1 protein-coding gene is annotated in these 1,452 nt (G+C 69.3%); it reads right to left on the bottom strand.

The window, feature by feature from the left end; translation table 11 throughout:
- Nucleotides 1–3: 3 nt before the first annotated feature.
- The gene (locus tag BMX93_RS12605; protein WP_041291415.1) at nucleotides 4–1,320 is read right to left on the bottom strand and encodes an ISL3 family transposase; all 1,317 of its coding nucleotides are present in this window, start codon (nucleotides 1,318–1,320) and stop codon (nucleotides 4–6) included.
- Nucleotides 1,321–1,452: the final 132 nt, after the last annotated feature.

A 1,452-nucleotide genomic window follows, 5' to 3' on the forward strand; every position in this document is an offset into this window, starting at 1 on the left:
GGCTCATCCCAATCGAGGGTGTAGTTGGGGTCTGAATCCGCCTGTCTCGAGCAGGCTTCTGGCGATGTAGTTGGTGAGGTTGCGGAAGCCCAGGGCGGAGCCGCGGAGGTGTTCGAGTCGGCCGTTCGTGGCTTCGGTGGGGCCGTTGCTGGTGCCGGGTCGGTCGAAGTAGGCCAGGACGTCCTCTGCCCGCTTGGACAGAGTGCGGCCGAGGGTGACGAGCTCGGTGAGCGCGGCGGGGACGCCGGAGGTCAGGCTGGTGATGAGGTTGCTCATGGCCTGTCGGCCTGCGGTGCGGTCGGGGTGTCGGTAGGCGGCGATCATGCGCTGGTAGATGCCCCAGGTGGCTTCGACCTGGACGTGGTCGTCGTCCCCGAAGAGGGCGGTGAGGCGTTGGGTCTGGCGGTCGGTGAGCAGGTCGGCGCCGGTGTGCAGGGTGCGTCGGGATCTGTAGAGCGGGTCGGTGTTGCGGCCGCGGTGGCCGTGCAGTTCTTGCTGGACCCGGCGCCGGCAGCGGTCGAGGGCGTCGCCGGCGAGGCGGACGACGTGGAAGGGATCCATGACGGCGACGGCCTGCGGGAGCTCTTCGGTGGTGGCGGTCTTGAAGCCGGTGAACCCGTCCATGGCGACGACTTCGAGGCCGTCGCGCCAGGCCTTGGGCCGGGCAGCGAGCCATGTCTTGAACACTTCCTTGGAGCGGCCCTCCACCATGGCCAGCAGCCGCGATGGCCCGGTCTTGTCGCGGACCGGGGTGAGGTCGATGACGACGGTGACGAACTTGTCGCCGCGGTGGGTGTGACGCCAGACGTGTTCGTCGACGCCGATCACCTTCACGTCATCGAATCGGGTCGGGTCGTCCAGCAGGAGCCGCTGGCCTTCGGCCAGCACAGCGGCGTTGGCTGTGTCCCAGGAGACGGCGAGAGTTTCGGCGAGGCGAGCAACGGTGAGGTGTTGGCAGACGAGTCCGACCAGCGCCCACCGCAGCGCGGTCCGGGACAGCTTCGCTCGGGGCTCGGCGGCACGGGTGGTGTCTTGCCGCCAGACGTGCCCGCAGCCGGTGCACTTGTAGCGGCGGACCGTGAGCAACAGCGTGGTCGGCCGCCACCCCAGCGGTTCGTGGGCCAGCTCCCTGGTGACGGTGTCCCGCGCCCTCCCCTCGCAGCCGCAGCGCCGGCACCAGCGCGCCGCATCGTCCTCTTCGACGCGGCACAGGAGCACCGCGCGGTCCGGCTCCACCTGCTGGCCCACGACCACGAGACCGAGCTCGTCGAGGCGGCAGAAAGTCGTCACATCAGGGGTCGCGAAGGTAGCGTCAGGCACGTCGAGGTCTTCCTGGATGGGCAGTGTGAGAACTTCCATCCTCGGAAGGCCTCGGCCACTATCCGGGCACCGACGCGCCGCGCCCTCCCACCACGGCTGCTGCGTCGCCTACACCCTCATCTGGGAAGAGCC

Origin of the sequence: Propionibacterium cyclohexanicum (assembly GCF_900111365.1) — a bacterium.
GTDB lineage: Bacteria > Actinomycetota > Actinomycetes > Propionibacteriales > Propionibacteriaceae > Propionibacterium > Propionibacterium cyclohexanicum.